At 37.9% G+C, this 5,340-nt stretch carries 3 protein-coding genes; all 3 read right to left on the bottom strand.

Translation table 11 applies throughout. The features are described 5' to 3' along the window. The coding region (locus IQ229_RS11500) for a hypothetical protein (protein ID WP_194043803.1) at nt 1-699 on the bottom strand (699 nt) is incomplete at its 3' end. Between the two features lie 870 nt (nt 700-1,569). Next, a complete protein-coding gene (locus IQ229_RS11495) occupies nt 1,570-2,766 on the bottom strand; it encodes an S-layer homology domain-containing protein (RefSeq protein WP_194043805.1) in 1,197 nt (398 codons plus the stop codon). Nucleotides 2,767-4,394: 1,628 nt separating this feature from the next. Then, complete coding sequence (locus tag IQ229_RS11490; protein ID WP_194043801.1) at nt 4,395-5,114, bottom strand: conjugal transfer protein TrbI; 720 nt, start codon at nt 5,112-5,114, stop codon at nt 4,395-4,397. Nucleotides 5,115-5,340: the final 226 nt, after the last annotated feature.

Raw genomic sequence — 5,340 nt, 5'->3', positions numbered from 1 at the left:
GGTTTTAGGTTTATATTCAATTAAAATTGTTTTTTTAACTATGTTTTTCTCTACTGAGAATACTAAGTCAGGAATTGCTTCCAGTTTTATAATTTCACCAGCTTTATACTCTGTAAATTGGAAGGTTTCCGATAACTCTAATGATAAATCATTTATATCTATAACTTGTTTGGAACTATTTCGTGGAAATTCTAACTCTATAATCCCGTTTCTATTAAAATATAACCCAAATTGTTCTGCATTTTCAATTGTTTTAATCAATGCCCACTCATTTTCTTGTATAGGAATTAATTTAACATTGTCAATTAGCACTGATTTATCTTCTGGGTTTCCTTTTTTATCCCACCAATTTCTTTGATTAATGATTAAGTGTAATCCACTACTGAAAGGGACATTTTGAATATTGAGTTTTATGCTGCTTCCTGGTTCTATTTTCCGTTTTTCTGGCGTATTAGTTGGAAGAAAAGCAATAGATTCATTTACATTTTCTAACGAATTTTCTAAACTTTTATTTGTCGAGTTTTTGGGACTAATTATAGCTAAAGGCTTATTTTGATTACCTATTATAACGAAATTAAAATTCAGAGACGTATTGATATTTTCTGCAAGTTTTAGATTCAGATTCTCAACACCTGTAAGTTTAAGTTGAGGGATAAATCCTTGAAATAATTTAATAATATCTAATAGCTCTTGATTCATAAGCATTATCTCCTTTCTCTACACTTAATTAATTTGAGAGCTTGAGCAAAAGTACCAATATTAAAATTATTTTTAATAAATTTTAGAAAAATTAGTCTTGTCTTACCTCTAAAGCGCTATTATCACTCTCATCAATAAAAATATCGCGAAATTATTGCTGAAACTTAGTTTCAGGAATTTTATAAAAATGCTAAGTTAAGTCAAAAAATAGCGTGAGTACTACATACTTACAATATACAGCACTTACACTAATCTTACAATTCAACTTTAGATGGACGCTCTTTTATTACTCTCATTAGAGAATATTTAAAACCTTGTTTCTCCGTGCTTGCTTTCAAATAAAGATTTTTGGCTTTGCCGATCAAGGCTTTTAAAAAGATTCAAGGTCAGCATCTTATTTTTCTCTCATCAGATATATAAAAGAGGGCTAAAGTCGAGTTACAAGTTATGATGTGGTTACGCTGAAGAGCAAAAAACTTTAAGAGTATCCCAAATTTACAAAATATATTGAGGTAAGATAACTCGTAAGCAATCTCTGCATATTATCAGGACTTCGGCAGTGAAAGCTTGAAACCCCATCCTCCAAGCAAGCTTAAAAAAGTGGAGAATCTTAAAAGCCCCATAATTGCGGGGGTTAGGGAGATATTTTGAAATATTAAATGATTTTCTTTCATAAGTTATGTTACTCTTGTTCAAATTCAAAATTAAGCTTCAGTAAACTGTTAGCCCAAGAATAATAGATATCTCCAGAAATTATTATTCGTTGGCTAAAACCCTTGTAGAGCCGTAGCAGTGCTACGGCTCTACATTCATTTTCGGAGAAGTCTAATCTATGCAAACAGATTGTGGATTATAACTTTGGACTGATAACTATCTGAGTGAAACCAACAAGTTTTGATTGATGGTCATTTGTAAATCGGTATTTGGGTCGATGGCGATTAAGTCAACACTATTTTTGCCGAAGAACAAACCAACCAACGCACCGATACCAGCACCACCCAAGACTTCTTCTGTGGCGATCGCGCGATCGCCAGTGACAGCAGATACCGCAGTTGCTGCACCTGCGCCCAATACAGTATTCTTGATAATTGAACTAACACTAGTACCCTTCTTGACGGTTTCAGTTTTGGTAATAACGTCAGAAGTAGCGTTCAACTGATACTCTTGACCACTGGTCAAAACTAGTTTCTCAGCAACGAATTGAGAACCACCCGTAGCAGGTTTGAGTTGACCAACAACTTGACTTCCAGCAGGAATCACTACAGCTCCGTCTTGCGTAACCACGTTTTGGGATACTGTCAATGTCAAGGGCGAGGTTTCATCCTTTGTAACTAGAATTTTTTCTGCCTTGTCATACTTCACAGGAATAGCAGTCCCTTGAGCAATTGTCACTGAGGTAGGTGTTGGGGTAGTAGATCCGACAGCCACAACATAAGGCGAGTTAATTGCTGAGGCTTGATTAGAACTAACCAATGCTTGGTAGATAAAAGCTGCTACCTGGGCGCGAGTAGCAGTTGCGGTTGGATTCAGGAAGTTCACATTCGGATAGTTCACCACAATTTGCTTTTGGGTTGCTGCGGCGATCGGGCTACGGGCATAGCTAGCGATGTTAGAGGCATCGTTGAAGTATTGCAGAGTGCTTTCGGTATTGCCACTGGGACTATATTCCAAACCGTTAGCGAGGGAAACCAAAACCTGCTCGCGGGGGATAGCTTGATTAGGTTCAAAGCGATTACTGGGATATCCCGATAAGAAACCAATGGTATAAGCTTGCTGAATCGCACTGGATGCCCAATAGTTGCTAGGTACATCAGCAAAACTGATTGGCTGCCGTTGCTGTGCTTTTTGGAAAGCTTTATTGACCATCGCGGCAAATTGAGCGCGTGTCACCGGTTCTTCTGGGCGGAAGCTACTATCGGGAAATCCGGCAATTATACCTCGCTGAGACAATTGTTGAATAAATTGTGCCGCCCAATAGTTAGATGAAACATCAGAAAAAGCAGTTTGAGCTAAAGATAGCGGGGAACATCCCACTTTGATGAGTTTATCTTGCAAAGGATAATTCACTGGATCGCAAACAAAACCTCCTGACTTAGCCTCTGTATAAGTTCGCGTTGGCGGATTTCGTTTCTCTAGCGATTTCCAATCGTCAGATATTTTTTCGAGAGTGGGATGCTTACTTAAAAACTCTGAGTCTGCAACAATATCGTGAGATCCTTTAGCACTTATCTTAGAACTATTGAGATAGATATTGTAATCATAAACAACGTTTTTGTTTTTCGTGTTATTATTAATATTTTTTCCAGGAAAAGCATAGAGAATGTTCCTGAGAATTCTGACATCGGATGAGGTATGAGCAAATATTTGCCCACCATTAAGTTCTGGACTCTGATTATTTAAAAAAGCTGTGTTATTGACAATATCAACATGGTCGCTAAAAAAGGCATGAATACCCGATCCACCATTATTAAATGCCAGATTGTTTTTAACTAAAGTACGTCCTTTATATGCACTCAATTTTGAATTGTCTTGATTTCTTGTACTATCGATAATAATGCCATTACCGTCTGTGATCTTTCCGACTGCAATCCAAGGGATGTACATACGATTGTTGTAGGTCTTGTTGTTGGTAACAAACATCTTGTATCCTTGGTTGTTGTCAGAATTCCAATTACTCAACATTGAAATGCCACTGCAACCATAAACGCTGTACCAAGCATTATTAAATACCACATTATTATCTATTGTCACATAGTCTGCTTGAATTGCTGAAATACCTGCTCCTCCACAGTCATGCACTTTGTTGTTCAAAATACGGATGTGATGAACATGACCATTCGTTCGGCCATCAACGTTGATACAGTTTCCATTCGTCAGTGGGTTTTGTTTGTTAGTCTTCTCACTCATCGCGTAATCAAGGGTTATATTGGCATTGTTTCCCATAACCTCTAGCCCGTTGATCTCGATATATGAAGCTTTATTTGAAATCGTGATACCATTCCATGTATTGTGCTGAATTTTTGGGAAATGCCCAGGATATGCTTTATACCTAATCCATGCATTTGCAGTTCCAGAACGTTTAATATTTACTACACTCCCAGCTTTGCCTATATTTTTGTACACTCCGTTCATTATCAATACTGTATCGCCAGGGTTCGTAAGGTCTGCTGCCTTTTGAATTGTTTTAAAGGCAGATGAAGTAGAAAGTCCGCTATTATTGTCGTTTCCACTACCGCTAACATAGTATGTTTTCGGTGTTGAATTGGCGCTGATTAGCTCACGGCTAGATAGGCTCGCTTCGTTGTTAGTGGATACCTGACGGACGTTTTCAACTAAAGATACTTTTATATTGTCTCCCGGAACCAAAAGACTTAATACTACGGGAATTGCAAGATATGTGCTTAAATTTAAACCTTGAATTACCACAAGAAAAAGCTCCTCGATCGCTACTACTTAATAAAAGTATCAGGATATTCCATAATTTTGAATACTCTTTTGGATACAGAATACAATAGAGCTAATTTTTAAACAAGTATTTCAATAAATATCGATATTAATTAAGACGATATAGAGGTGGAATAGTTGCTGTTAAATAGAAGTTTTTAGGGTTAAAAATAAAGACGATCGCGCACTCTAGTTAAAGTGGCGATCGCATATAAGGGATAATTAAATTCACAACTTGAATGAAGTTAATTCTAGTAGCGGGATTGTGGTACTAAATTCAAGTTAGAATTCAGTGTGAGCCTTAAATCTTGTGCAGGTCTGAGGACAAATGCATTTCCTTCTTTTTTCCGCAAGAGCACGCTAGCACCCGCACCCGCAGCCGCACCAATAACAGGTTTTAAATCGTCAATTCTGCGATTACCAGTAATTAGTGAACCTAAAAGACCAGCACCCCCACCAATAGCTGCGTCAGTTAAAACCTGGCTTGTGTTAGCCCCCTGTTTAACTTTTTGAGTTGTAGTGTATGTCCGAGAAGTTGCATTAATCGACTGACGCTGACCATTAGAAAATTCTAATTCTTGAGCGACAAACCTTACGCCTTTTCCTTTGTTTTCTTCATCTCTTGTATCTCTGGAATAACTATCTAAGTCAACAGGTTCTAATCGTCCATTTACTTTAGTACCAGCAGGAATTAAGACATTTCTATTCCTATCGATAATATCATTAGCAATTCTCAAGGTTAGAGATTTACTTTCCCCAGGAGCAATAGTAATTGTCTCTTTATCGTAGGTGACAGGAAAAGCAACTCCAGAAGGAATGGTAACGTTTCCGTATTGCCCTGTTCTGTTTTGATCGATTCTGTATTGAGCATTAGCAGGAGCCAAGCTGAATAGGGGGCTAATGACGCTTGTAGTAACGGCCATTGCCATAAGTGCAGCAGTTCCAGATTTCCATTGATGTAAGCGTGTCATAAGAGGGTTATCCTTTGTGTATGTGATGTATTTAATGACGAGGATTCACTGAGTTTGTTTCTGACTGTTTTTGAACCTGTCTATAGGCGTATTCGGAAGATAAAAGTACTTATTATGATGGGAAGCCTTTGCGATCGTTTAGGCGTAGCCGCACTCCGACCCTTCTCTACGAGAGACTGTGTCAACGACAAGCTTAGAGCAGGCAAGCTCAGTGACCCTCGTAGAC

Origin of the sequence: Nostoc cf. edaphicum LEGE 07299, from assembly GCF_015207245.1 — a bacterium.
GTDB lineage: Bacteria > Cyanobacteriota > Cyanobacteriia > Cyanobacteriales > Nostocaceae > Nostoc > Nostoc edaphicum_B.
The sequence above is the reverse complement of the archived record's forward strand: the minus strand, read 5'-3'. Positions and strand labels throughout refer to the sequence as shown.